The 25,894-nt window shown below is 46.6% G+C and carries 25 protein-coding genes; 14 read left to right on the top strand and 11 right to left on the bottom strand.

Annotated elements, in window-relative coordinates; all coding sequences use genetic code 11:
• Positions 1-8: 8 nt before the first annotated feature.
• Both ABDW16_RS02490 and ABDW16_RS02495 read left to right on the top strand, forming a co-directional pair.
• Entirely contained in the window at positions 9-716 is a 708-nt protein-coding gene (locus ABDW16_RS02490) for an MbnP family protein (RefSeq protein WP_343667536.1), read from the top strand.
• A complete protein-coding gene (locus tag ABDW16_RS02495; RefSeq protein ID WP_343667537.1) occupies positions 716-1,762 on the top strand; it encodes a cytochrome-c peroxidase in 1,047 nt (348 codons plus the stop codon). Before ABDW16_RS02490 ends, ABDW16_RS02495 begins: the two co-directional genes overlap by 1 nt.
• Here ABDW16_RS02495 and ABDW16_RS02500 read toward each other — a convergent pair whose 3' ends face one another.
• The 4 genes from ABDW16_RS02500 to glmS all read right to left on the bottom strand — a co-directional run bounded on the left by ABDW16_RS02500 (position 1,763) and on the right by glmS (position 7,185).
• A complete protein-coding gene (locus ABDW16_RS02500) occupies positions 1,763-2,326 on the bottom strand; it encodes a DNA-3-methyladenine glycosylase I (RefSeq protein WP_343667538.1) in 564 nt (187 codons plus the stop codon).
• Between the two features lie 27 nt (positions 2,327-2,353).
• Positions 2,354-2,890, bottom strand: coding sequence for a hypothetical protein (locus tag ABDW16_RS02505; RefSeq protein WP_343667539.1), 537 nt, complete (start codon positions 2,888-2,890; stop codon positions 2,354-2,356).
• A 233-nt stretch (positions 2,891-3,123) separates the two neighbouring features.
• Complete coding sequence (locus ABDW16_RS02510) at positions 3,124-5,334, bottom strand: DUF4954 family protein (protein ID WP_343667540.1); 2,211 nt, start codon at positions 5,332-5,334, stop codon at positions 3,124-3,126.
• Positions 5,335-5,349: 15 nt separating this feature from the next.
• On the bottom strand, positions 5,350-7,185 hold the full coding sequence (gene glmS / locus ABDW16_RS02515) for a glutamine--fructose-6-phosphate transaminase (isomerizing) (RefSeq protein WP_343667541.1): 1,836 nt from the start codon (positions 7,183-7,185) through the stop codon (positions 5,350-5,352).
• Positions 7,186-7,377: 192 nt separating this feature from the next.
• On the opposite strand from glmS, the gene ABDW16_RS02520 reads away from it, so the two are divergent.
• Positions 7,378-7,899: a histidine phosphatase family protein gene (locus tag ABDW16_RS02520; RefSeq protein ID WP_343667542.1), complete on the top strand. Its 522-nt coding sequence runs from the start codon at positions 7,378-7,380 to the stop codon at positions 7,897-7,899.
• Here ABDW16_RS02520 and mgtE read toward each other — a convergent pair.
• On the bottom strand, positions 7,896-9,272 hold the full coding sequence (gene mgtE, locus ABDW16_RS02525; RefSeq protein WP_343667543.1) for a magnesium transporter: 1,377 nt from the start codon (positions 9,270-9,272) through the stop codon (positions 7,896-7,898). The genes ABDW16_RS02520 and mgtE overlap by 4 nt on opposite strands.
• 51 nt (positions 9,273-9,323) lie before the next feature.
• Entirely contained in the window at positions 9,324-10,193 is an 870-nt protein-coding gene (locus ABDW16_RS02530) for a bestrophin family ion channel (protein WP_343667544.1), read from the bottom strand.
• A gap of 94 nt (positions 10,194-10,287) precedes the next feature.
• Between ABDW16_RS02530 and ABDW16_RS02535 the strand changes: the two genes are divergently transcribed.
• The 7 genes from ABDW16_RS02535 (at position 10,288) to ABDW16_RS02565 (ending at position 17,256) form a co-directional block, all read left to right on the top strand.
• On the top strand, positions 10,288-10,677 hold the full coding sequence (locus ABDW16_RS02535; protein ID WP_343667545.1) for an SET domain-containing protein: 390 nt from the start codon (positions 10,288-10,290) through the stop codon (positions 10,675-10,677).
• An 88-nt stretch (positions 10,678-10,765) separates the two neighbouring features.
• Entirely contained in the window at positions 10,766-11,248 is a 483-nt protein-coding gene (locus ABDW16_RS02540; protein ID WP_343667546.1) for a MarR family winged helix-turn-helix transcriptional regulator, read from the top strand.
• Positions 11,249-11,257: 9 nt separating this feature from the next.
• Complete coding sequence (gene hutH, locus ABDW16_RS02545; RefSeq protein ID WP_343667547.1) at positions 11,258-12,826, top strand: histidine ammonia-lyase; 1,569 nt, start codon at positions 11,258-11,260, stop codon at positions 12,824-12,826.
• Positions 12,804-14,474 carry a urocanate hydratase gene (gene hutU / locus ABDW16_RS02550; RefSeq protein WP_343667548.1) on the top strand — a complete coding sequence of 557 codons (1,671 nt, stop codon included), beginning with the start codon at positions 12,804-12,806 and terminating at the stop codon, positions 14,472-14,474. Before hutH ends, hutU begins: the two co-directional genes overlap by 23 nt.
• On the top strand, positions 14,471-15,676 hold the full coding sequence (gene hutI, locus ABDW16_RS02555; protein ID WP_343667549.1) for an imidazolonepropionase: 1,206 nt from the start codon (positions 14,471-14,473) through the stop codon (positions 15,674-15,676). The genes hutU and hutI overlap by 4 nt, the downstream gene beginning before the upstream one ends.
• Positions 15,673-16,617, top strand: a complete 945-nt coding sequence (gene hutG / locus ABDW16_RS02560; RefSeq protein ID WP_343667550.1) for a formimidoylglutamase — start codon at positions 15,673-15,675, stop codon at positions 16,615-16,617. The genes hutI and hutG overlap by 4 nt, the downstream gene beginning before the upstream one ends.
• Positions 16,618-16,653: 36 nt before the next feature.
• On the top strand, positions 16,654-17,256 hold the full coding sequence (locus tag ABDW16_RS02565) for a hypothetical protein (RefSeq protein WP_343667551.1): 603 nt from the start codon (positions 16,654-16,656) through the stop codon (positions 17,254-17,256).
• A 36-nt stretch (positions 17,257-17,292) separates the two neighbouring features.
• Here ABDW16_RS02565 and purU read toward each other — a convergent pair whose 3' ends face one another.
• Positions 17,293-18,156 carry a formyltetrahydrofolate deformylase gene (gene purU / locus ABDW16_RS02570; RefSeq protein ID WP_343667552.1) on the bottom strand — a complete coding sequence of 288 codons (864 nt, stop codon included), beginning with the start codon at positions 18,154-18,156 and terminating at the stop codon, positions 17,293-17,295.
• A 118-nt stretch (positions 18,157-18,274) separates the two neighbouring features.
• Between purU and ABDW16_RS02575 the strand changes: the two genes are divergently transcribed.
• Both ABDW16_RS02575 and ABDW16_RS02580 read left to right on the top strand, forming a co-directional pair.
• Positions 18,275-18,766: a metallophosphoesterase family protein gene (locus tag ABDW16_RS02575; protein ID WP_343667553.1), complete on the top strand. Its 492-nt coding sequence runs from the start codon at positions 18,275-18,277 to the stop codon at positions 18,764-18,766.
• Positions 18,767-18,864: 98 nt separating this feature from the next.
• Complete coding sequence (locus tag ABDW16_RS02580; RefSeq protein ID WP_343667554.1) at positions 18,865-19,869, top strand: DUF4421 domain-containing protein; 1,005 nt, start codon at positions 18,865-18,867, stop codon at positions 19,867-19,869.
• On the opposite strand, the gene ABDW16_RS02585 is transcribed toward ABDW16_RS02580, so the two are convergent.
• A complete protein-coding gene (locus tag ABDW16_RS02585; RefSeq protein ID WP_343667555.1) occupies positions 19,849-20,484 on the bottom strand; it encodes a hypothetical protein in 636 nt (211 codons plus the stop codon). The genes ABDW16_RS02580 and ABDW16_RS02585 overlap by 21 nt on opposite strands.
• A gap of 77 nt (positions 20,485-20,561) precedes the next feature.
• Complete coding sequence (locus tag ABDW16_RS02590) at positions 20,562-22,829, bottom strand: aconitate hydratase (protein WP_343667556.1); 2,268 nt, start codon at positions 22,827-22,829, stop codon at positions 20,562-20,564.
• A gap of 222 nt (positions 22,830-23,051) precedes the next feature.
• Between ABDW16_RS02590 and ABDW16_RS02595 the strand changes: the two genes are divergently transcribed.
• Entirely contained in the window at positions 23,052-23,273 is a 222-nt protein-coding gene (locus ABDW16_RS02595) for a PspC domain-containing protein (protein ID WP_083720643.1), read from the top strand.
• A gap of 58 nt (positions 23,274-23,331) precedes the next feature.
• On the opposite strand, the gene ABDW16_RS02600 is transcribed toward ABDW16_RS02595, so the two are convergent.
• Together ABDW16_RS02600 and kdsA are read right to left on the bottom strand one after the other, a co-directional pair.
• Complete coding sequence (locus ABDW16_RS02600) at positions 23,332-23,733, bottom strand: hypothetical protein (RefSeq protein WP_343667557.1); 402 nt, start codon at positions 23,731-23,733, stop codon at positions 23,332-23,334.
• A gap of 125 nt (positions 23,734-23,858) precedes the next feature.
• A complete protein-coding gene (gene kdsA / locus ABDW16_RS02605) occupies positions 23,859-24,680 on the bottom strand; it encodes a 3-deoxy-8-phosphooctulonate synthase (RefSeq protein WP_343667558.1) in 822 nt (273 codons plus the stop codon).
• Positions 24,681-24,915: 235 nt separating this feature from the next.
• On the opposite strand from kdsA, the gene ABDW16_RS02610 reads away from it, so the two are divergent.
• Complete coding sequence (locus ABDW16_RS02610; protein WP_343667559.1) at positions 24,916-25,869, top strand: NAD-dependent epimerase/dehydratase family protein; 954 nt, start codon at positions 24,916-24,918, stop codon at positions 25,867-25,869.
• Positions 25,870-25,894 lie beyond the last annotated feature (25 nt).

Raw genomic sequence — 25,894 nt, forward strand, 5'->3', positions numbered from 1 at the left:
TTCGATTCATGAACCGGTTATTGTTATTCCTTTGCCTTTTGATCGGTCATACGGCTGTATCACAATCCGTATCAATCACCATCACGCACGAGGTGAACCACCAGCCTATGCGAACGAATAAAGCCTATTACACCGCACAGGGAGATACCTTTACCATCACGAAGTTCAAATACTACCTCAGCAATTTTTCTTTTACAAGTGAATCGGGAGAAAATATCAAATTACCTCCCGAATATTTCCTGGTGAGCGACGACAGCGCTGCCAGTAAAACGATCTCGCTTACAGGACTGCCATTGGGGCGATATAAGGCTGTTTCTTTCATGATTGGTGTGGACAGTATTATGAACTGTACCGGGGCACAGAGCGGGGCCTTAGACCCTATTTATGGCATGTTCTGGACGTGGAACAGTGGATACATTATGGCGAAGCTGGAAGGTACCTCTCCTGCATCTCATTTACCGGGGCATGTACTGCAGTTTCACATTGGGGGTTATAGAGGTGCACACCAGTCTCAGCGGATGGTGCAATTACAAACATCATTTGTAGTCTCGACAGGCAAAACTCCGGTAGTGCACCTTGTAGCAGATGCTGCCACCTGGTTCAATGGTTCAAATCCGATCCGGTTTAGTGAAACGGCGGGCTTTATGGCCCCGGGTACGATAGGAGACCGGATTGCAGATAATTACAGTCACATGTTTTCCGTTAAAAAGAAATAATGAATTCCAAAACAACATACGTGATCATGGCATTCTGCCTGTTCCTGGTGGGGATCAGTCTCCGTGGAAAAGGACCTGGCCCCGGTGTCACCTATGTAACCCTCAGATTGCCTGATAGCCTGCCTAAACCTGTGTATGACTTTTCTAAAAACCCATTGACAAAAGAAGGCATCGCATTAGGAAGATACTTGTTTTATGATCCTAAGTTATCACGCGATAGCTCGGTTTCCTGTGGATTCTGTCATCAGCAGTTTGCTGCATTCGGGCATTTTGACCACGCACTGGCACATGGGGTGTATGGCAGGATGGGTATACGTTCTGTACCTACATTATTTAACCTGATCTGGCAAAAGGATTTTATGTGGGATGGAGCTGTGAATCACCTGGACATACAACCGATGTCGCCTATAGTTGCGGAAAATGAAATGGATATGCCATTGAATGAACTGCTGGACCGTCTCAAATGTAATGAGAAATACCAACAACTATTCAAAGCTGCATATGGTACAGAAGAAGTGACGAGTGAGCGTATGTTCAAGGCACTGGCGCAGTTTATGGCAACGATGATCAGCTTTGACAGCAGGTACGACAGTGTGAAAAGGGGCGAAGCGGGTGTAGCATTTACTGCAGAAGAAGCGGGGGGATATAAGACCTTTCAGCAAAAATGTGCCGGGTGTCATAAAGAACCGTTTTTTACAGACTTCTCCGCCCGGAATAATGGGTTGCCTTACAGCCCGAATATGAACGATATGGGGCGCATGCGTATTACTAACAATACAGGCGATTATATGAAATTCAAAGTACCCTCTTTACGCAATGTAATGGTGAGTGCACCTTATATGCATGACGGCAGGTTCTTTGACATTTTCCAGGTGTTTGCCATGTATGATCATGGGCAGGAGAAAGGGAGCACCGTTGATCCATTAGTACGCGGTATGCAACTGTCAGCAAAGGAACAACGCCAGCTATACATGTTTTTGCTAACCCTTACGGATAAACACTTTTTAAAAAATCCCGATTTCAGCGAGGTGATGATAGCCAATTAATTATTTCTTCTTCCTCTTCCAGCAGTCTGCTATGTGGTCATCTACCATACCTGTAGCCTGCATAAAGGCGTAGCAGATAGTAGAGCCTACGAACTTAAAACCACGCTTCAGCAGGTCTTTGCTCATTGCATCGGAGATGGCGGTTTTAGCAGGTACCTCGCTCAGTGATTTGAAGTGATTCACAATCGGCTTACCACCCACAAAACTCCAGATGTATTTGTCAAAACTGCCGAATTCTTTTTGTACTTCCAGGAATGCTTTGGCATTGAGAACGGTACCGTTTATTTTGAGGCGGTTCCGGATAATGCCGGCATCCCCCATCAGGGATTCGATCTTTTTGTCAGTGTATCTGGAGATCTTTTTTGCGTCCCAGTTATCAAAAGCCTTGCGGTAGTTTTCTCTTTTGGTGAGCACAGTATACCAGCTCAGGCCAGCCTGAGCGCCTTCAAGATTGATCATTTCGAACAGGCGGGTATCGTCGTGAAGCGGAACGCCCCATTCGTTGTCGTGGTAATCTTTATAAAGCTGGTCTTTGGTAGACCAGGAGCAGCGGTTTGGTTCCATGCTGCAATTTAATTAAAAGGAGGCGACTCATAGCTGCAATTCTTTCACCGTTTCATTCCCCGGCAAATCTACCGCCACGATTATCACTTTGCCACCAACCGGCAGGCCAGCCGCTTTATAATACCAGTCCACACCATTCCTGCCTAAAACAGCGTTTCCTCTTTCGAGTATACTGCCTGCGGCATCGAGTACCCGTACCTGCACTTCCGCTACCCTGAATTCGTCTTTTGCGGTCACTACCACAGTGGTGTCTTCGAACTGGATATTTTGTACCTCAGGAGACCTGTAAGCATCCTTTACAGCCATATTATAAGCATTCTGCCCGGGACCTGCCAAAGATTTATAATAAGCCTTTATTTCAGGATCTTCTATGATCGCCTTTGCATACGCCGCTGCTACAAGCATCTTATACCGGGCTTCCAGCTGCTTTTTGGTCGGCTTTTTCTTTGACGGACCTCTTTTCTTGGCCATTATAATCTGTCCGTTCCTTTCGTAAATCGTGATCTGATCGCCAAGAGAGCCCTGAACGAGTTGAAGCAGTATGTTGTTTTTTACAAGAGCCATAACAAACAATTTTTGGGGTGATAAGCACAATAGTAAAACCTTCTATTGAACTATAGTGCAACTTTAGTGCTAAATGAGTACTAATACTTCACTTAATCGACACCTCAATATCCAATCGATATATAGATGTACTTATAATGCCCTTATGATGACATTATAGTACTAAGGGTATGCTATAGAAAAAGCCTCATCATTTAAAATGATGAGGCTTTTTCTATGAGATGTCTATTTATTTATGCGAGGAGTTTTATCAGCGCTTTTACTTTTTGTTTGTATATCAGCAGCTCTTCCTGCGTTTGCTTTATAAAACTATTATCATCCAGCCTGCCTACCACTGCATCCATCTCTGCTTCATTTTCGTACGTCATCTTTCTGAACGGATTCTCATAATCTTTTGCTCTTGATTTCTGAATCCCTTCTGTCAATACCGTTTGTGTTTGTATAGACGCCTGCAGGCATTCAATAAAGAAGTCCGCATTAAAATCTGCAATTGTTTTTTCCTGTATAAAGAGCAGTGACGCAATAGCATGCTGCAATTTATCTGTAGCATATCGTTTGCCTATCTCCTCGTATTGTACATGCAGATCTGACCAGCTGCTGATTTTATTCTCACGGATATCTTCTTTCAATGCATGCAGGGTAGACGCCGGCATCAGCTGTCCGCCTACATTATACCATTGTTCGCGCTGTGCAGTGAGTGCAATGTTGTGAATAGCTTCAAATGTTTTGATATCATGTGTTTCTACATACTGCATCACATTTTTTACTGCATAGAGTACAATCAATGCGCGGAATAACGGATACGCTTTGTGCACTTTCAATAAATGTACTTCACGATTACTGTTCTCCACACCTTTGATCAGGATCTTCAGTTTCGCAACATCTGCAGGATGATTGAGTAGCAGGTCCTGTCCTTTCTGGCGATAATTCAGCTCAGTCAGTTCCGGGCAATCTGTTTCTGTATGCAGGTGCCAGGCTTTGCCGGTAGCCGCTTCCATCAGTGCCATCGCATGAATCATTTCTTCTACGCTATCAGGCGCCAGGTAGTCGTATTCGATCAGCTGTGTCTTATCTGTGCGCTTGTCGCGATCCAGGTACTTCCATGAGTTACGTGCCAGTGCGTACATATTATGCAGGAACCAATAGCCTGTCATAATCTTCAGGCAATTATGCTGCTCATCATTGATCACTAAACTAAATGGAAATGGAATATCCATCTCCTGCATATAGTTGCCTTTTGCGATCAGTGTAAAGGTGGCAAAGCGGGAATTGTGTTTTAAGCTCACGCAGAGACCCGGCCAGAAACCTCGCCCTGCAATGATTTCACCATCAGGGCCCCTTGAGTTATGATTGGAGCCGATGGTGGCACCGGCAGCCATATTACTCTGGCCCATGATGAGCGCTGCACATAAAAATGAGTTGTTATGGTGCTGCTCATGTGCCGGGAAGATCAATGAATTCAATACTTCGCAGCAGGAGATAGTGGCGTTGTTGCCTAAATAAGAGTTGATCAGTCGTGCTCCATACTTGAGCTGTGAATGCGATGCCATGATGAAGCGCACTGCTTTCACGCCATAGAACACGCGACATCCATACCCCACTATACCATTCACCAGTTCACAGCCTTCACCAATTTGTGTGGATGCTTCTGCACTGCTATTGATGGTGATATTTTTAATTTTGTTGGCGCCTTTCAGGTATGCATCTGTGCCGATCATTACATCTTTCAGGATCTTCACATTCTTGATCACACAGCGATCGCCTACCATGCCATAGTAGCCACGTTTCTTATCAAACTGTTGTTCGGTAAAGGCTTTGAATTTTGCCTGCAGGTCCTTATCGTCGCGGTTACGTGTCCACAGCCATGCATCGCCGGGCAGCATGCCATCAAAAGGCATGATCGATCTGCCACCATTTTCATTGCACAGCTCCAGCCATATGCGTACGCTTTCAGATTCTCCTTCCTTTACAATGCCATTTCCGAATTTAGCATGACCCGTAGTGGCCATTTCATTCACATTACAGATCATCACTTCATTACCTACCAGGTAATGCGAAAGGAAGTTCACATTGTGCACAACTACGTTGTCGCCAAAGTCGCAGGAAGAAATTGTACTGTTGTACAAACCTACAGGCAGGCGCAGGTTGTGGAATTCCAGGAAGTAAGGTTCCAGTTTTCCAATACGTACTATGCCAAAGAACTGGCAGTGTTTAACCAGTTGGGGATCGAACTCATTCGTGACAGAAATGTTGTTCCAGTTGTCAGAAGTATTGTCATTTCTTACAAGCGTCTCTATCTCCCATGCGGACAGGTGCCGGTAGATGTTAGACTTTCCCCATTGCTGATCGCGGAGATAGTATTCATCTTTTCCTTCCGGCAGATAAGGCGCTGCTACAAAATTGTACCCCAGCTCAGTGAGCGGTTTTTTCTGTATCAGGTTCATGTAAGCGTTTTGAGATTATTCAACAGTCACTGACTTGGCCAGGTTTCTTGGCTTATCCACATCATATCCTTTCAGTACGCCTATATGGTAGGCCAGTAACTGCAATGGAATTACGGAGACGATAGGTGCCACCAGCTCGTCTGCCTCAGGTATAATGATCACATCGTCTGCCATAGCCGGAATGGTGAGGTCACCTTCGGTCACTACAGCAATTACCTTGCCTTTGCGGGCTTTGATCTCCTGGATGTTGGATACTACTTTCTCATAATAGCTATCACGGGTAGCCACAAATACCACAGGCAGGTTTTCATCTACCAGGGCGATAGGGCCATGTTTCATTTCGGCAGCAGGGTATCCTTCTGCATGTATGTATGAAATCTCTTTCAGTTTGAGTGCACCTTCCAGTGCTACAGGGAAGTTGTAACCACGGCCCAGGTAGAGGAAGTCGCGGGCATCTTTGTATTTATCCGCAATTTGTTTGATCTGGTCGTTCAGTTGCAGGGCGGCTGCTACTTTTTCAGGAATGTGGTCCAGCTCATCCAGCAGGTGCTGGAAACGCTGTTCGGTAATAGTCCCTTTTTGCTGTGCTACTTTCAGGCCAATGAGGCACAATACTGCCAGCTGGGCGGTAAAGGCTTTGGTACTGGCCACACCTATTTCAGGGCCGGCATGTGTATAAGCACCTGCATCTGAAATACGGGCAATAGAAGAACCAACTACGTTGCACACACCCAGTATAGTGGCGCCTTTTTTCTTAGCAGCTTCTATCGCTACCAGTGTATCGGCTGTTTCGCCGGACTGAGATACGGCTATGATCACATCGCCCTCGCCCACAACCGGGTTACGGTAGCGGAATTCAGAAGCATATTCTACTTCTACAGGAATGCGGCATAGTTCTTCAATCATATATTCTGCCACGAGGCCCGCATGCCAGGAGGTACCACAGGCCACGATGATAATGCGCTTAGCACTGGCCAGTTGTGCCAGGTGATCGCGGATACCACCGATGGTGAGGGTTCCTTTTTTAGCGTCCAGGCGGCCACGTAAGCTATCGAGAATCGTTTGTGGTTGTTCAAATACCTCTTTGAGCATGAAGTGGTCGAAACCGCCTTTTTCAATAGCTGCCAGTTCGATATCCAGTTTCTGGATATAAGGCGTTTGCCTTTCGTTGGAGATATTTTTCAGGATCAGCTCATCGGCTTTGATGATCGCAATTTCGTAGTCGTTTACATATACTACTTCTTTCGTATATTCTACGATTGGGGAGGCATCGGAGGCGAGGAAGTGTTCGCCCTTGCCTACGCCGATTACGAGGGGACTACCTTTGCGTGCCGCGATCAGGGTATCGGGGTTGTCCTGGTCCAGGAGCACGATCACATAGGCGCCTACTACTCTTTTCAGGGCGATGCGCAGGGCTTCTTCGAGGCTGCAATTATTGCTTTGCTGAATCTCTTCGATAAAGTGGATCAGGACTTCGGTATCGGTATCGCTGCTGAACACATGACCTTTATTCAGCAGTTCCTGTTTTAGCTGGGTATAGTTCTCAATGATACCATTGTGTATCATGGCCAGTTTGCCATTGCCGGACGTATGGGGATGTGAGTTCCTGTCACATGGCTCACCGTGGGTGGCCCAGCGGGTATGACCGATAGCAATATGACTACTTGTGTTCTTTCCGGTCAGGTAATCTTCCAGTTCGGAAACCTTACCTTTTTTCTTGTAGACTTTCAGGCCATCATTTATAAAGGCTACTCCGGCACTGTCATAACCGCGATATTCCAGTCTTTTCAATCCTTTGAGAACGATGGGGTAGGCTTCTCGCTGGCCTATATAAGCAACTATTCCACACATATTGTTTTTCAGTTTTACATGGAGATGGGGTGCAATATGCCTAAAAAATGTGAAAATCGTATGAACAATAGGTAATAAAGTTTAAAGATAATCAAATGATCATGACGGAGTTAAGCATGTAAAGGTGATGTTATCCAGTGGCAAATGCGCAGAAAATGCGTAATTTGTCGCAGAAATTGAATCAGTTATCCTATGAGATATGTTGTAATATTACTGTTATGCTGTATGGCATGCCAGCAGCCGTCGCCAGAACGGCAGCCGGTACCTCTATCAGACGACAGTACGTTCCTGACCGGTGTTTTTTATCTCGTAAGGCATGCACAGGAATGCGATTCAACAATGCTCACAGACAGTGGCTACCAGAAAGCAGGAGCACTGTACCGGTTCCTGAAAGACTCCGGTGTGCAACGTATATATATTACGCCATTCCCTTCTTCCAGGGAAACTGCAGAATCACTCAGGGCTTATTTAAATATAGATACTGTTACCTATCAACCCGATTCTTCGGGAGAAGGGTTGTTGTATGAAATTACCCGCAGGGAGGATTGGGGCAAGCGATTGTTGATTATCGGGCTACAAAAAACACTGGTGCCAGTGATTCGTTCATTGAAAGCAAAGGCACCAGTGGATTCCGTGAAGGAGACGGATTATAGTAGTTTATTTATCGTCCGGAAAAACAGGGATACGGCTAAATGTAAGCGTACCCGGTATTAGAGCAATGTTCCTTTCATGAGTGCAAAAGCCACAGAGAAGTAGATCAGTAATCCTGTTACATCCACCAGCGTAGCTACAAACGGGGCGGAAGAGGTAGCAGGGTCAGCGCCCAGCCTTTTCAAAATGAGGGGTAGCATGGAGCCTGAAAGGGTACCCCACAGTACAACGCCTATCAGTGATATACCTACTGTAAGCCCTACCAATATAGAATGCTCTCCATAGCTATGGAAGAGGGAATTCCAGAATACAATTCTTATAAAACCGATGATGCCCAGTACACTGCCCAGCAGCAGGCCGGAGGTGATCTCGCGGCGCATTACCCGCCACCAGTCAGTCAGGGTAATTTCACCCAGGGCCATCGCCTGAATAATGAGGGTAGATGCCTGTGAGCCACTGTTACCACCGCTGGAAATGATGAGTGGAACGAACAGTGCCAGTACGACTGCTTTGGCGATTTCGCCTTCGAAAAAGGCCATGGCAGTAGCAGTGAGCATTTCGCCGATAAAGAGTATCACGAGCCAGCCAATGCGTTTCTTCACCAGTTTCAGCAGGGGAATATCCAGGTAAGGTTCGTCCAGGGCTTCGGTACCACCAATCTTCTGGATATCTTCTGTATGTTCTTCATTCGCGATCCACAACATATCGTCGATGGTCACGATACCGAGCAGGATACCTTCATCATCCACTACAGGGAGGGCTACACGGTTCTCCATCCTGAAAATCTGGATGGCTTCTTCCTGTTCATCATTGACGTGCAGAGCTACAAAGCGGTCGTCCATAAGGGTGTGCACCATAGTATCGGTGGCTACCAGCAGGAATTCCCTGATCCGGAAGTCATCGATCAGCTTGCCCTTTTCGTCCACTACATATATCACGTCGATGGTTTCACTATCCTTACCATATTCGCGAATGTAGTCCAGTACCTGCCTTACGGACCATTCTTCCCTGACAGCAATGTAATCGGGCGTCATGATACGGCCTACGCTGGTCTCGTTGTAGCCCAGCAGGCTCAGGGTGATCTTGCGCTCCTCGGGGTCCAGGAGTTTGATCAGTTCTTTTACAACATCGCTATGCAGTTCTCCCAGGAAGGCGGTACGGTCATCGGCAGGGAGCTCGTTGAGCAGTTCAGCTACTTTGGCAGCAGGCAATTCCCTGATTACATCTTCCTGGACATGGAATTCCAATATCCTGAAAGCCGCCGCTGCCCGGCCTATGGACAATTTATTAATAATAATGCCCGCCTGCTCCGGCATTTCGTGAATGAGTTCTGCTATATCAGTAATGAGCTGATCGTCCAGGTACACTTTTAGTTCCTGGAAGCCCTGCTCTTTGATCAGCTGCTCGAATTTTTCCAGTAAAGCTTCATTTTCCATAGTCCAAAAGGCTGTCAGGTGGCGAAATTAAAGAAAGTTGAATTGGGAACATCACAATATCTCTGCCACATGCTTGCGAATGTTGGCAGAAATGGTGTCTGTTGGCAGGTCGTTGGCGTCAAAACCAAATGGGTCCTCAATTTCCTCGGCAATCAGCTCAAGGCTGGCCAGTACATAGAAAATGAAAACGACGATAGGTATGATCAGGAAACCTACGGTAAATACGTACCCAAAGGGTAAGGTCATTACATAGAAGAAAATGAACTTTTTGATAAATACGCTGTAGGAGAAGGGGATGGGGGTGTTCCTGATACGTTCGCAGGCGCCGCATACGTCGGCAAATGACTGTAACTCATCTTTCAGAAGAATTAATTGTTCACCAGAGAGTTGCTGCTTGCGGTACAGGTCATTGACATGGGCCATGATCTGACCAGCTATCTGGTTAGGAACGTGCTTTTTATCATCCAGGGGAGCGCCCTGGCTCAGGTCCAGTTCCTCCGGAATATATTTTGTGCGCAGGTGATTCTTAAGGGCAAATGCATAATTGGGGATCATAGCCCTGAAGAAGTCTCTGGAAGCTGTATTGCTGGCAGGCAGCATGGCATTGAGCTTGATAGCCAGGTTACGGCTATTGTTTACCAGGCTACCCCATAGGCGGCGCCCTTCCCACCAGCGGTCATAGGCCGTGTTAGTACGGAATACGAGCAACAGGGAGATCACGAACCCCAGCACACTATGCACAAAAACGATATTTTTCCATTCAGCAACGTCAGACAGGTGCAGGACTTTCAGCTCCAGCAGAGCAACCACAGCCGAATAACAACCAATGGCAATGAACATGGGGAACAACTTGCGAACAGTATCGGCCTTGTGAATCCTGAATATAAATGTAAACCAGGCCTTAGGATTGTAATCAATCATCTTTGAACATTAGATTTCCGCAAACCTAAAATTTTTATGCCTGATTTTGATAACTTCTTCCTTTACCTTTACTTTACGAAGTTTTTACAGCTATATGATTAAACCATATTTATACGTCGATAAGACAAAAGGCAAGGGCCGCGGAGTGTTTACAAAAGAGAGAATACCTGCAGGCACCAGAATAGAAACCTCGCCTGTACTCGTTTTATCTTATGATGACACTGAAATCGTGGATAAGACAAAGTTGCATAATTACATTTTTTTGTGGGGGGTGCGTGAAACCCGTTCCTGTATTGCCCTGGGGTTTTGCTCCATCTACAACCACTCTTACGACCCTAATTGTATATACGAAATGGATTTTGATGAAGAAACCATGAGTATTGTCACCCGTCGGGAGATTAAGAAAGGAGAGGAGCTGCAGATCAACTATAATGGGGAGCCATCCGATTCATCACCTGTTTGGTTCGATGTCAGGAAAAAATAATTAACATAAAAGGCTGTTAATCCCAATAAAAGGAATTGAATAATTCCTTATACTTGTACCTAGATATATAAGTGCTTATATAATTTACATGAGTTTCTATTCTTCTTTGGGCTTCCTGGTGTTTGGTAGCCGGTTACGGCGATTGAGTGAATACTTCCTGAGTGAGGTGAATAAGGTATATGAGCAGGCAGGAATTCCCTTTGAAGCCAGCTGGTTTCCGGTATTTTACATTTTAGGCAAAGAGCAGCCCATGCCGCTGATCGATATTGCGGCACAGCTGGAGGTGAGCCACTCCGCCATCAGCCAGCTGGTGACGGGGCTGAAAAAGAAAGGACTGGTCAAAACTGCTCCCTGCCCCGACGATGGGCGCCGGCAACTGGTCATGCTTAGTAAGAAGGGTGAGGAAATGCTGCTACAGATTCAGCCCATCTGGGCCGCTATCACCCAGGCCATGACCGACCTGGCAGATGAAAACAAATGGAGTAAACAGGTGTTGGAAGCTGTGACGGCTGTGGAAAATAGTGTGGAAGCCGAACCCTTATCCGCCAGGATTTTGAAAGCAATGAAATAACTAATTATAATGATACACCAATTCAAATACGGGGTAGATCAGTTCACTCCCGGTAAAGCCCTTGCCATTGCCGATGGGCAGGTAAAAGGGGTACTGGTGCCGGAAGTGGCTGATCGTATCGCTACCAGTTATGGCCACGTACAAACCATCGTGTCGCAACATAGTACCGTATACGGTATCAACACCGGCTTTGGCCCATTGTGCGATACCCGGATCAATGAAGAAGATACCCGGACCTTACAATATAATATACTGCAAAGCCACAGTGTGGGCGTAGGACAGCCGATACCGGTTACCGTAGCCCGCGTGATGCTCATTACCAAAGTGCATGCCCTGGCACAGGGATATTCAGGTGTGGCACCGGCTACCCTGGAGCGCATTATCTGGATGATCGATGAGCACATTACCCCGGTGGTACCTGAAAAAGGCTCTGTAGGTGCATCCGGCGACCTCGCACCATTATCGCACCTGTTCCTGCCATTGATAGGGTTAGGAGAAGTATATTATAAAGGGCAGCGACAACCTGCGGCAGCTGTGCTACAGGCAGAAGGGTTGGCGCCTGTGGCACTGGGCCCTAAAGAGGGCCTGGCCCTCATTAATGGTACACAATTTATTCTTGCCTTTGCCGTGACAGCATTGCAACGGCTACACAATGCTTTGGAAACTGCAGACGTTGTAGGCGCATTATCACTGGAAGGGCTCATGGGTACAGCACGTCCTTTTGACCCCAGGATTCATGCTATCAGGCCTTTTCCAGGCAATCAGCTGGTAGCACACCGCCTGAAGACCATGTTGGAAAATTCGGGTATCATGGCGGCACATGTGGATTGCGACAGGGTACAGGACCCCTATTCCCTGCGCTGTATGCCCCAGGTGCATGGTGCTTCGCGCACAGCCTGGCTCCATTTGCTGGACCTGGTAGCGATTGAGTTGAATGCAGTAACAGATAACCCTATCATCTTTAGTGCAGACGATACAATCAGTGGGGGCAACTTTCATGGGCAGCCACTGGCCCTGCCGCTGGATTACGCTACTGTGGCGGCTGCTGAACTGGGCAACATCTCAGATCGCCGCTGTTATATGATGATAGAAGGCAGGTATGGATTACCTAAATTATTGATTGAAGATGCCGGGTTGAACTCCGGGTTTATGATACCCCAGTATACTACGGCTGCACTGGTCACCGAAAACAAAACGCTGTGTTTCCCTGCCAGTGCAGATAGCGTGCCTACCTCATTAGGGCAGGAAGACCATGTATCCATGGGGTCTATCAGTGGCCGCAAACTTCACCAGGTAATAGATAACCTCGAATATATACTCGCTATAGAATTGTTGTATGCCGCACAGGCAGTGAATTTCAGACGTCCGCTCACATCAGGTCCTATATTGGAAGCCGTGCATGCCTTTGTAAGAGAGACGGTACCTTTTGCTGCAAAAGACCGCATTTTCGCCTACGACATACAGCAATTACATACACTCATACGCCAGCAATCTATTGCCAGGGTAGCCAATGAAACAGCCCTGGAAAATAATTTATCACTCAACGGTATTTATCATGACCAGTTTGGATTTTATTAAGCAATACGCAGCGCATCCCCATTATAAGGCCCCTCGTGGCCCTGAGCTGCACGCCCGCTCCTGGCAAACGGAGGCCCCCCTGCGCATGCTCCTGAACAACCTCGATAGCGAAGTGGCTGAGAACCCCGATGAACTGGTCGTTTACGGAGGTATCGGTCAGGCTGCCCGTAACTGCGAAGCATTGCAAAAGATCATCGAAACATTGCTCACACTGGATGAAGATCATTCACTGTTAGTACAATCCGGCAAACCGGTAGGCATTGTGCGTACCCATCCGCAGGCCCCAAGAGTGATGCTGGCGAATAGTAACCTGGTGCCCAAATGGGCTACCTGGGAGCATTTCAACGAACTGCGTGCAAAAGGGCTCATGATGTACGGACAGATGACAGCAGGTAGCTGGATCTACATTGGCACCCAGGGTATTTTGCAGGGAACCTACGAAACCTTTGTAGAGTGCGGTCGTCAGCACTTTGGTGGCGACCTGAAAGGGAAACTGCTGGTTACAGCAGGCATTGGTGGTATGGGTGGGGCTCAGCCACTGGCCGCTACCATGGCGGGTGCCGTGTTCCTGGGGGCAGATGTGGATGAGAGCAGGATCAGGAAACGTATTGCTACCAAATACATTGACCGTATCACCCATTCTTACGAAGAAGCCATTAGCTGGGCAAAAGAAGCGATGGCAAAAGGCGAAGCCCTTTCTATCGGACTGGTGAGTGATGCTGGTGATATGCTGGAAAGATTATTGCAGGATAATATTATACCCGATATACTGACAGATCAGACTTCTGCACATGATCCTATCAATGGTTATGTACCGAATGGTCTGAGCCTGGCCGCCGCCGCTGACCTGCGTAAAAAAGACCCTGCTGCTTACAAGCAGCAGGCGTTAAAGAGCATGGCAAGGCACGTTCGTTTTATGCTGGAATTGCAACGGAAAGGCGCCATCACTTTTGACTATGGCAATAACCTGCGTGAGTTTGCAAAAGAAGGCGGGGAGCCCAATGCATTTGACTTTCCGGGATTCACACCTGCCTATATCAGGCCCTTATTCTGCGAAGGAAAAGGCCCTTTCAGATGGGTAGCATTGTCAGGTGATCCACAGGATATTTATACAACCGATCAGGCATTGATGGAAGCATTTCCTGACAACAAGCCATTGATCAACTGGTTGAAAAAAGCGCAGGAAAAAGTCGCCTTCCAGGGATTGCCTGCCCGAATATGCTGGTTAGGATTGGGAGAGCGTGAAAAAGCTGGCCTGATCTTTAATGAACTGGTGCGCAGCGGTAAAGTGAAAGCACCCATTGTGATAGGAAGAGACCACCTGGATTGTGGTTCTGTAGCTTCTCCAAACAGGGAAACAGAAGCTATGAAAGATGGCTCAGATGCAGTGTCTGACTGGACATTGCTGAACCTGATGGCCAATACGGGTGGTGGTGCTACCTGGGTATCCTTCCATCATGGTGGCGGGGTTGGCATGGGGTATTCACAACATGCAGGAATGGTGGTACTGGCAGATGGAACTGACAGGGCCGCAACCTGCCTGCAAAGAGTATTGTTCAATGATCCTGCGTTAGGTATCTACAGGCATGCAGATGCGGGGTATGAAAAAGCACAGGAAGTAGCCACTCAATTTGATTTGTACAGATGAAACTTATAGGACCATTTTCACAGATCATACCCCTTACAGGGTTGCCTTTGAAAGGAGCATTGCCCGATGCACAGCTTACTATCATTGAAGATGGAGGTGTGGTAACACATGAAGGGAAGATCGTAACAATTGGTGATTACAATGAACTGCGCAATCAGTATTCCCATGCACTGCCAGTTTTGATTTATGGCCCGGCGGTATTACTGCCGGGCTTTATTGATTGCCACACGCATATTTGCTTTGATGGTAACCGAAGCCGTGATTATGCCATGCGCATAGCAGGTAAGACCTATCTTGACATTGCCCGTGCAGGTGGTGGTATATGGGATTCGGTAATGAAAACACGTGCAGCCAGTATAGAAACCCTGAGAAATAATACAGCAGCAAGAGCGAACCGGCATTTGCAGGAGGGGGTGACTACCATTGAAGTAAAGAGTGGCTATGGCTTATCGGTAAATGAGGAAATCAAAATGCTGCAGGCCATCAGGCAGGCGGGAGAGCATACCAAAGCTACGCTGGTACCTACTTGTCTGGCAGCGCACATGATGCCGAAAGATTATGCAGGCACAGACTATTTAAAGGAGGTAGTAGAAAAATTACTGCCTGCCATTAACTGTAAAAGAGTTGACATCTTCATAGAAGAAACCGCATTCAGTGCAGCCGAAGCATTACCTTATTTACTAAAAGCAAAAGAGCTGGGCTTTGCACTGACCGTGCATGCAGATCAGTTTAGCAGTGGTGGATCGGCAATCGCTGTAGCAGCAGGGGCCTGTTCAGCAGATCACCTCGAAGCCAGTAATGAAGAAGATATTACCCGGTTAGCCAATGCTGATATTGTAGCTGTAGTATTGCCCGGGGCTTCTCTGGGATTAGGTATGCATTATGCACCTGCCCGTAAACTGCTGGATGCAGGCGCCTGTGTGGCCATAGCGAGCGACTGGAATCCGGGTTCCGCACCAATGGGCGATTTGCTGCTGCAGGCAGCAGTGATGAGTGCCGCTGAAAAACTATCTACGGCCGAAGTGTTGGCCGGGCTGACTTTCAGGGCAGCCAGGGCGTTGCAGCTGGATCATGTAGGGCGGCTTGCTGCAGGCTTTGCTGCCGATATGCAGGTGTATCCTACAAACGACTACCGGGACCTTTTATATTATCAGGGAAAAATGAAACCTTCGCAGGTGTGGAAAGGAGGTGAAAAAATATGAAAGCGCATTATCAACAACCGGTAGCATGGACCGGCAGAATAGATGGTACAGACGAAGAAGTGAGCCGCTGGCATCAGCGGGTGAAATGTGTGGATTTATCGGAACCTTTACCCCCGGGTAATGGTGTAGTGCTGCTAGGCTTTGCGGTAGATGAAGGTGTGCTACGAAACAAAGGACGTGTGGGTGCGGCCGCAGGCCCGGCTGCATTGCGGCAGGCAATAAGTAGTTTCCCCGTGCACTTCGATGGTATATTGATGGATGGTGGCAACATTATCTGTCCCGGCGAAGACCTGGAAGCCGCACAACAAGCCCTGAGTGGCGCTGTACAATTAATAAAACGAGCAGGTCATATCCCCTTATTATTAGGCGGTGGGCATGAGATCACTTACGGTCATGCACATGGGTTATATCAATCGTTGCCAGGCGAGCGGTTAGGACTGATTAATTTCGATGCACATTTTGACCTGCGTACGGAAGGCGTTAGTTCCGGAACGGGTTTCTGGCAACTGGCGCAGGAGCATTCGCCCTTTCAATATCTCGCTTTAGGTATTCAGCAATTGAGCAATACACAACGGTTATTCAGAATAGCAGGCGAGCTGGAAGCACAGATTATAGATGCTGATGCTTTTCACTTTCAGGATCGCACGTTATTGCAGGTAGCAGTCACTGAATTTATCAAAAAGGCAGACAAATTATACCTGACTATCGATTTGGATGTATTTGCTGCAGCATATGCTCCGGGGGTAAGTGCAACGGCATTTAACGGTATCCGCCCGGATGGTTTGTTCCTGGAATGTTTTCGTACAATCCTGCACAGTGGCCAACTAGCGGGCATGGATATAGCAGAATTGAATCCTTCATTCGACATTGATCAGCGTACCGCCAAACTAGCTGCTGCACTAATATTCGAAGCAGTGACTTATTTTTTAAGTAAGAAATAGTTTTATCTTTGGCCCCAACCCAAACATTTATTTTTAATGAAGAAGATCCCTAAACTCCTGATGGCAGTTGCCATGTTCGTAATGCCAATGATCGTAAACGCACAAAAATTGAAAGTCATTGAAGGCGATTTATCTCTACTGAAAGGTACTTACAAGCTGAACACTGAATTTGATTATGAGCATGTAGGTGTTGGTAGCTATGCAGATGAAAATGATTACATCGCAAGAAAGACAGAGGACTATAACAAAAAAGAACCAGGCAGAGGTGACAAATGGGCCAAGGCCTGGAAGAATGACAGACCTCAAAGATTTGAACCTAAGTTCAACCAATTGTTTACCGAATACAGTGGTATGACTGCCGGTAAGTTTCCTAAAGCAAAGTACACGCTGATCTTCAAAACCACTTTCATTGAACCTGGTTACAACGTAGGTGTAGTGAGGAAGAATGCAAGATTAAATGGTGAAGCCTGGATTGTAGAAACAGGTGACCACAACAAGGTGATTGCAAAGATTAAAATAGATAAAGCTCCAGGCCGTGTATATGGCGGTTTTGACTTTGATACCGGTTTGAGAATCCAGGAATCTTATGCTGCTGCAGGTAAAGCGCTGGGGAAAAAGATTAAGAAAAAAGCTAAATAATAAAAAGAGGGCGGGTATTACACCCGCCCCTTTTTATCAGAATACAATCGTTTTATTTCCATGAATAATAACCCTGTCATCAATATGTGCAATGACGGCCCTTGTTAACACCTGTCTTTCTATATCCCTGCCCAGCATAATCAGGTCTGTTACTTCATGTTTATGACTCACCCTGGCCACATCCTGGTCAATGATCGGTCCTTCGTCCAGGTCATCTGTTACATAGTGCGCAGTGGCGCCTATTAACTTCACACCCCTGTTATAAGCATTTCTATAAGGATTAGCCCCTGCAAATGCCGGCAGGAAGCTATGGTGAATATTGATAATTTTTCCGGGGAATACACTCACAAAACCAGGAGAGAGGATCTGCATATAGCGTGCAAGCACGATAAAGTCTGCATTCACCCTTCTGATCAGCCGGATCGCTTCCTGTTCCTGCAGCGGTTTATTCCCTGCATCTACAGGCAGGTAATGGAAAGGAATCCCGAAGTCTTCTACAAATTGTTTTAACTCCAGGTGGTTGGAGATCACCAGTGGAATATCCACAGGCAATTCCCCACTGCGCCAGCGCCATAGCAATTCCATGAGGCAATGGTCATAGCGGGATACCATAATCACCATTTGCTTACGACGATCGGGGTAGTCTATACGCCATTCCATCTGGCGGGGGGCGGCTACTTTTTCCTGGAAGTCTTTTTCCAGTTGTTCTTTGGTAAAGGAGGGATTTTCCAGTTGGAAAGACATGCGCATAAAGAAGAGTCCTTCTTTGGGATCTGTACTATGCTGGCTGGCGTCAAGAATGTTTGCACCGCTGGCGTACAGGAACTGGGACACACCGGCCACAATACCAGGGCGGTCTGGACAGGAGATCAATAGCCTGCCGGTTATATCAGTCTGCATAAAAAATGAAATATATTGATATGTAAAATACAAAAGGGAAAGGATTCGGGGGATTTTTTTCTAACGGTAAATCAATCCCGATTTCTTATTTTATTTTTGGGCCTGCTAAGGGAAAACAATGAAGAAGATAGGATTAATGTCAGATACGCATAGCTACCTCCATCCCCACGTTTTCAAATACTTTGAAAAGGTGGACGAGGTCTGGCATGCCGGCGATATAGGTACCACATCTCTTGCCGATGAACTGGAAGCCTTTAAACCTTTCAGGGCCGTATTCGGCAATATCGACGGTAAGGACCTCCGGGTGCGCTATCCTGAAAACCTGTTTTTTGAAGTAGAAGGCGTAAAAGTATTCATCACGCACATTGGCGGCTATCCGGGCAAATATGCTCCGGGAGTCAAAGAATTATTGTTGAAACATTCCCCCAAACTGTTCATCTGCGGTCATTCACATATACTGAAAGTTATACCGGACCCGGCTTTACAGCTATTGCACATGAATCCTGGAGCATGTGGCCAGCAGGGTTGGCATAAGGTGAAGACATTATTACGGTTCGATGTAAACGAAGGAAATATTAGTAACCTGGAAGTAATAGAGTTGCCAAAATAGTACGGAAACCGGCACTCGCACATTTTTTGCAAATCATAGTCGTATTACAACTGTTGCTTATGCGCAAGGGATATATGTTATTATCCATTTGTCTGTGTATGTTTCATTTCGCAAGGGGCCAGCGATCGTCTTTCATTGATAAAATCGGAGATTGGTTTCAGACAAAAAATGATACGGCTTACATAGAGGATCATACCAAAGACCTGACTACCCGTTTTTTCGGGTCCAGGAAATACAATTACTACGATATTATAGATCGTAAACGCAAAACGGAGGTCATGTACCGCCCGAATACGCCATTCAACGTAGGGTTCGGGTTCAACTATAAATTCATTGGTATCAACGTAGCTTTCAACCTCCCGTTCATCAATAGTACGGATAGGTATGGCAAGACCAGGGCACTGGATCTGCAGGCGCATTACTATTTGCGAAAGCTGGTGGTGGACTTTTATGGGCAGCGTTACAAAGGTTATTACATAGCCAACTCCCGCGGCATACTGAATGGATTTGACGAAAAAGGGCCATTGCCTGTGCGCCCGGATATCCGGAATATAAATATTGGGATGAGCGTGGAGTATGTATTCAACGATAAGAAATTTTCTTACCGGGCGGCTTATTTGCAGAATGAATACCAGAAGAAGAGTGCAGGTTCATTCCTGGTGGGCGGAGAGCTGTTTACAGCCCGGATGAAAGGAGATTCTTCACTGATCCCCCACAATATGACGACGCAGGATTTTATTAATGGTATTAACTACTCAGGCACCAGTATATTCAGCGCTGCTGCAAACGCCGGGTATGCCTATACATTTGTATACAAACAACATTTCTTTCTCACGTTGTCTCTCTCCGGCAGTCTGGGCGGTAACTATACCCGTTTGTTCAGAGATGATGAAAACGATCTGCGCAGGTTTGGGATCCAGCTGAACAATACACTCCGCGCATCAATCGGTTATAATTCCAGTAAGTACTTTGCAGGCATTCACTATGTGAACCTGACCACACGCAGCCAGGCACCCGTTGAAAGGACCTTCCAGACCATTGGCGCAGGCAACTTCAGGATAAGTGTAGCGAGAAGGATTGGATTAAAGCGAGAGCTTTTCTAATTCTCTTTGAATATTTTCTTTTGCTACAGCATCGAACCGTTCCCTGAAGCCAGCCGTTTTATAGATAGAAGGCTGATCCAGGAAATATTGTAAGATTTTTTTCCTGCCTGGCACATACACAGCGTCAGGGTAGATGCTATATTCCTTCCGTATATTTTTGGCATATGCCTGGTACATTCGTTCGGGACCGCTCAGTATAAACAGGTCAAAGTCCAGGAAGCAATCCAGGTCAGCATCTCCATTGGGATTCTGATGCGATTTAGTGGCCCTGATGTATGCTGATACTCTTGCTATCTTTTCTGCAGGATAGCTGGTTTGCTCCAGGAATTGTGTGGCTACCAGTGCACTTCTCTCTTCATTGTCAGCTCTCTGTACGTCATAGATGATATCATGGAAAAAAACGGCCAGTTGCAGGGCTTCCAGGTCATGTACGAGGTGGTTGTATTCTTCCATGAATACGAGTAGTGACTGAATATGATCCAGATTATGGTAATACCTGTGAGATTCGCTGTAATGGGTTAGTATGGAATTAAAGCCTTCCTGCACCAGCGACTGGTCGCTGGTATAGTTGCTTACGAGGCTTTCCCAGACATAAAATAGTGGATGGGATTTCATGGCCTAAATGTAGACAAAAAAAAGACTGACTTAATTGCTAAGTCAGTCTTTTATCGTTACTAATGACAGTCTTTTGATTATGCTTTCGCGAACTCAGCACGGATCACGTTCAGTGCACCACCTGCTTTGAACCACTCAATCTGTTGTTCATTGTAGGTATGGTTTACTGTGATTTCGTCCTTGCTACCGTCTTTGTGGTTAGCTACCACGGTCAGCGGTTTACCAGGCGTGAAGGTAGTGAGACCAAGGATATCGAAAGTATCGTCTTCCTGGATCTTGTCGTAATCTTCCTTGTTAGCGAAGGTAAGGCCGAGCATACCCTGTTTTTTCAGGTTTGTTTCGTGGATACGGGCGAAAGATTTCACCAGGATGGCACGAACGCCCAGGTGGCGTGGTTCCATAGCAGCGTGTTCGCGGCTGGAGCCTTCACCGTAGTTTTCATCACCCACTACGATTGAACCGATACCAGCAGCTTTGTAAGCGCGCTGAGTAGCAGGTACTGCACCGTATTCACCAGTCAGCTGGTTCTTAACGGTATCAGTTTTATCGTTGAATGCGTTAACCGCACCAATCAGCATGTTGTTAGAAATGTTGTCAAGGTGACCACGGAATTTCAACCATGGACCGGCCATAGAGATATGGTCAGTAGTACATTTACCTTTTGCCTTGATCAGCAGTTTCAGACCTTTCAGGTCGGTACCTTCCCATGGAGTGAAAGCAGCCAGCAGTTGCAGGCGATCGCTGGTAGGAGACACCACTACCTGTACACCGCTACCGTCGGCAGCAGGTGCCTGATAACCTGGATCATCTACAGCAAAGCCTTTTACAGGCAGTTCATAACCGGTTGGCTCATCCAGTTTCACTTCTTTACCATCCTTGTTTTTCAGGGTGTCAGTCAGTGGGTTGAATGTAAGGTCACCAGCGATAGCCAGTGCGGTTACGATTTCAGGAGAAGCTACGAAAGCGTGGGTACCAGCCAGACCATCATTTCTCTTCGCAAAGTTACGGTTGAAGGAAGTGATGATAGAGTTCTTGCGGTTAGGATCATCGATGTGACGAGCCCATTGACCGATACAAGGACCGCAGGCATTAGCCAGTACTACACCACCGATCTGGTCGAAGGTGTTCAGCAGGCCATCTCTTTCGATGGTGAAGCGAACGAGTTCAGAACCAGGAGTGATCGTATATTCAGACTTAACGTCCAGATTTTTGTCGATAGCTTGTTTAGCCAGGGAAGCTGCACGGGAAATATCTTCGTAAGAAGAGTTGGTGCAGGAGCCGATCAGGGCTACTTCCAGTTTTTCTGGCCAGTTGTTTTCTTTAACAGCCTGGGCGAATTTAGAAATAGGCCATGCCAGATCCGGAGTGAACGGACCATTTACGTGTGGTTCCAGTTCGTCCAGGTTGATTTCGATTACCTGATCGTAGTATTTAGAAGGATCTGCGTATACTTCAGCATCCGGGCGCAGGTGAGCTTTCACACCGTCAGCCAGGGCAGCGATTTCGCTACGCTCAGTCGCCTGCAGGTAAGCAGCGATCTTGCTATCGTAAGCGAATACGGAGCAGGTAGCACCGATTTCAGCACCCATGTTACAGATAGTACCTTTACCGGTAGCGCTCAGGCTATCAGCACCTTCACCGAAATATTCAACGATACAGCCGGTACCACCTTTTACGGTCAGCACACCAGCTACTTTCAGGATAATATCTTTAGGAGAGGCCCATCCGCTCAGTTTACCGGTCAGTTTTACACCGATCAGTTTAGGCATCTTCAGTTCCCATGCCAGACCCGCCATCACGTCTACAGCATCAGCACCACCTACACCGATAGCGAGCATACCCAGACCACCAGCGTTTGGAGTGTGAGAGTCAGTACCGATCATCAGACCGCCCGGGAAAGCATAGTTTTCCAGTACAACCTGGTGAATGATACCAGCACCTGGCTTCCAGAAGCCGATGCCATATTTATTAGAGATAGAGGAGAGGAATTCGTAAACTTCCTTATTGGTGTCATTTGCAGTTGCCAGATCGGCTTCTGCACCTGTTTTAGCTTGAATGAGGTGATCACAGTGTACAGTAGAAGGAACTGCTACCTTGGCACGGCCGCAGGTCATAAACTGTAACAGGGCCATCTGCGCAGTGGCATCCTGCATCGCAACGCGATCGGGTGCAAACTCAACGTAAGATTTACCTCTCTCATATGCCGTTGTGGTTGGAGCATATAAGTGAGCATACAAGATCTTTTCTGACAGTGTGAGCGGGCGTCCCAACAGCTTACGGGTAGCTTCCACCTTACCCGGCAGTGCCGCATACACTTTTTTAATCATTTCAATATCAAACACCATGGAAAAAAAATATTTAAGACCGGTTAGAAAATGCACCGCGAAATTAATTAAATTCAACAAGTTTTTAAAAGATATGTAGTCGATTGTCCACAAAGCTACAGCCCCTTCTTCACCTGCTAATTCCTTCAGTTTCCTGCTAAATCACTGCCAATACGCTGCAAGCGGCCATTTCAGAAAAAATTGGCACTTGTTTTTCACATGAGATTGTGATAAATTTGATATATGAATAGATTTAAAGATTTTGTGGAATGGCAAGCCTTCGGTGTATGCACCGCGATAGGCAACAGGCTGGGAGTAGCGACTTCCCGCATCCGCTTGTTCTTTATCTATGTGTCTTTCCTGACGATGGGATCCCCAATCATTGTTTACCTGATCATGGCTTTTTGGGTCAACATGAAGAATTATATTCTCAATGCCAGAAGAAACCCCCTAAGGTATTTGTAATCACCACATTAAAACAAAAAAGGCTGACCAACATTGTTATTGATCAGCCCTCATTTTCTTAATCAAGGTGGAAGTTGGTCATCGCATGATAGTGATTCTGTAACTGGTTTACAGTCAATGCACCCTTTATTTCCCGGTGTTCATCCCTGTAATTCAGCCGGATAGCTTCCCGGCCATCCAGGTCATGAAACATTACGGAAAATGGCCCACGAACGTAGATCCTGCGATTGTCAGGGGCCGGGGAGGTGTTTTCTTTTGTGAATTTCAGTTTGAGTAACTGTTCTTCGTTGAGTGGAATTGAGTATACGTCGGCCAGCTCATACCAGAATTCCTGTTCGCCTGTTTTTACGCAAACCTGCTTGTCTTCCCGGTTGACCTCCAATACGAGGCCCTCATGCTTTTCGCCTTCGTACTCCACTATTACAGTATCTCCTGCTTTTACATCATGTAAGTTGATCATTGTGTGGATATTTTTGGGTGTTATTATCTGAATTTACGAAAATTACCCAAAAATCAGACCGGCAGCAGGCAGGCCAGTTTCATTAAAAGAAAAACGCTTCTGCCACAGGCAGAAGCGTTTTATAATTATCTGACTACTTCCCTGATTCTGACCAGGTCTTCCAGCAGTTTTTCCAGCAGGTCCAGGTGCAACATATTCGCTCCATCTGATTTCGCGCATGACGGATTTGGATGCGTTTCGATGAACAAACCATCTGCACCGGTTGCAATCGCCGCTTTCGCTATAGTGCTGATCAGTTTTGGATTACCACCCGTTACACCACTGGTCTGGTTAGGCTGCTGTAAGGAGTGTGTGCAATCCATGATCACAGGCACCCCATGCTCTTTCATAATAGGAATATTCCTGTAGTCTACTACCAGGTCCTGGTAGCCGAAGGTAGTACCACGCTCTGTCAGCATGACCTTATCATTACCAGCCTGTCTTACCTTTTCTACTGCAAACTTCATGGCTTCACCACTTACAAACTGGCCTTTTTTTACATTCACCACTTTGCCTGTTTCTGCAGCTGCAATCAGGATATCTGTCTGACGGCACAGGAATGCAGGAATCTGCAATACATCTGCATAAGCAGCAGCCATCGCAGCTTCTGCAGCAGAGTGAATATCGGTAGTTACCGGCAGGTTGAAAGTCTGACCTACTTTCTGCAACAGATCCAGTCCTTCCACATCGCCAATACCACTGAATGAACTGATACTGGTACGGTTCGCCTTACGGTAAGATGCTTTGAAAATATATGGTATCTGTAAACGCTCACAAATGCGGGATACTTTTTCAGCTACCTGCATCAGCAGTGCCTCGTCTTCCACCACACATGGGCCGGCTATCAGGAAAAAATTCTCTGGATTGTATCTTTCTTTAAAAAGAGCTTTCAAATGTGAAACAGACATGATTTTTGTATTTGAGAATGCAAAGGTAGGTTATTCTCAGGGATTACTCCGATAAGGAGGCAGCTGTGCATTGTCATGAAATTGTAACCCCCTTATTGAAAAAGCTTACTGGGCCTATCCAGGCTTTTAGCTACTTTCACAAATTGTTACCGCATTGTCATGCGATTTATGGAGATGTTCGTAATATTTGCGGAACCCAGTAATATTACGTCCTGAAAATTAATCACGAGTTAGCATGAAGAAAGACAAAATCCTGGTAATTGGTGCCTGTGGTCAGATCGGTGTTGAATTGACACTGGCGCTCAGGAAAATGTATGGCGATTCAAATGTGATTGCCTCTGACCTTCGGGAAGAACATGAATTACTAAAAGGCTCCGGACCTTATGTCTCCCTGGATGTGATGAACAAGGAAATGCTGCATGTGCTGGTGATCCGTCACAACATTACCCAGATTTACCTGCTGGCGGCGATCCTTTCTGCTACCGGTGAAAAGAACCCGCTGCTGGCATGGCATATTAACATGGCCAGCCTGTTGAATGTACTGGACATTGCGAAAGAAGAAGGTATCGACAAGGTGTACTGGCCTAGTTCCATCGCCGTATTCGGCCCCGATTCTCCAAAGGAAAGCACACCTCAGCATACCGTTATTGAACCTACTACCATCTATGGTATCAGTAAGTTTGCCGGTGAGCGCTGGTGTGAATATTACAATCACCGTTATGGTGTGGATGTGCGTAGCCTGCGCTATCCGGGCCTGATCAGTTACAAGTCTGCCCCGGGTGGTGGTACTACTGACTATGCCATTGAGATCTTCCACGAGGCGCTGGAAGAAAAGAAATATACCTGTTTCCTGTCAGAAGGCACTTACCTGCCTATGATGTATATGCCGGATGCTATCCGTGCTACGATTGAACTGATGGAGGCCGACAAGGCAAAGATCAAAGTTCGTTCTTCTTACAATTTAGGTGCGATGAGCTTTTCGCCGAAAGAGATCGCTGCTGAGATAAAGAAACATATTCCTGAGTTTACCATTAATTACGCACCTGACTACAGGCAGGCAATTGCCGATGGATGGCCACAGAGTATCAATGATGAAGAAGCGAGAAATGGCTGGGGTTGGAAGCCGGAGTACAACCTGGAGAAGATGACAGCAGATATGCTGAAGAACCTGAAAGAAACGGTACGCTAATAAGAGATGAACTGGGCAAGCAGTC

Source organism: Chitinophaga sp., from assembly GCF_039596135.1.
GTDB lineage: Bacteria > Bacteroidota > Bacteroidia > Chitinophagales > Chitinophagaceae > Chitinophaga.